1 protein-coding gene is annotated in these 1,479 nt (G+C 35.9%); it reads left to right on the forward strand.

Annotated elements, in window-relative coordinates; translation table 11 throughout:
• Positions 1-156: 156 nt before the first annotated feature.
• Positions 157-1,479 (forward strand): IS110 family RNA-guided transposase (locus tag ABD816_RS22095; protein WP_344931082.1); only part of this gene is annotated, 1,323 nt, incomplete at its 3' end.

Raw genomic sequence — 1,479 nt, forward strand, 5'->3', positions numbered from 1 at the left:
CCGTTTTTTAAAATGTTGCTGCTTTTAGTAAGCACGAGCGCAATCCTGGTTGAAATGTTTGCCATCAGTACATTGGCGATGCACTTGGTGTAATCCCGTTCAGAATAATTTCTTTGCCTAAAGCACATTTCCTTAGAGCTTTTAAATTCTATAGATATGGAAGAACAAATTAGTTTAGATGTAGTCAACAAAAATGCAGCTGGTATCGACATTGGTAGCAGAAGTCATTGGGTAGCTGTTGGACAAAGTGATGATTTGATTAAAGAGTTTGGAGTTTATAATGAAAACCTTCATGAATTAGCAGATTGGCTTAGCGAGCATAAGATTATTTCTGTAGCTATGGAAAGTACCGGAAATTATTGGCAAAACCTTCATGCTGTACTTATAGCTAAAGGTTTTGAAGTTACGCTTTGTAATGGAAAGTTTACCAAGAATATTAAAGGCAAGAAAACAGATGTAAAAGACTGCCAATGGATACAAAAACTACATAGTCTAGGATTACTATCAGGAAGCTTCTTGCCAGATGAAGATACCGAAGTTTTAAGAACCTTTACACGGCACAGACACAATCTTATTAAGCAAGCTGCCTCTGCTACTAAAAAAATGCAAAAGTACCTTAGACTGATGAATGTTCGCCTTGATGTAGTGGTCAAAGACGTGGTGGGTCTGACAGGACTTAAAATTATTAGAGCTATTGCTCTAGGAGAAAATGACCCAAAAAAATTAGCCAGTCTCAGGCATTATAATTGCAAGAAAAGCGAGGAGGAAATAGCTAAAGCACTACATAGTAATGGACGTAAAGACTTCCTCTATGCGCTTAAAGACGAGTTGGACACCTACGAGTTCATTCAAGGAAAAATAAGAGAATGCGACAATCAAATTGCTGAAAAATTAGATGACATAATAGGTAAAGACCCTGAAAAACAGGAACACCATATTGATAAAAAACCATATAAACGCATCAATAAAAATACACCCAAAAACATCGATATCAATTTAAAATCTTACCAAATGTTTAAAGGAACAGACTTACTTGCCATTGAAGGAATGAGCTATAATACTGTCCTTAGTATTATGAGTGAGGTAGGCTATGATGGTATCCAAAAATTTAAGACTGCAAAACATTTTACCTCATGGCTAAGACTTGCTCCCAACAACAAAGTAAGCGGTGGAAAAGTACTATCCAGCAAAATTGGAAAAGGAAGTAGCAGACTTAAAATAGCCCTGAGAAATGCCGCAAATGCCATCGGAAACTTAAAGGACAGTACTCCTTTAAGAGATTTTTTTCATAGAATAAATTTTAGAAAAGGACGGGTATCTGCAATAACAGCTACAGCAAGAAAATTAGCCGTCATAATTTGGAATATGGTCACTAAAGGAATCCCATATCAAAATCCAGAAGACTATCTCTACCTCGACCAAAAAAGAAAACTAGGTCTGGTCAAAAGAATTAGAAAACAAATTGATAAATTTGGATTA

It is taken from the genome of Aquimarina addita (assembly GCF_039539305.1).
GTDB classification, from domain to species: domain Bacteria; phylum Bacteroidota; class Bacteroidia; order Flavobacteriales; family Flavobacteriaceae; genus Aquimarina; species Aquimarina addita.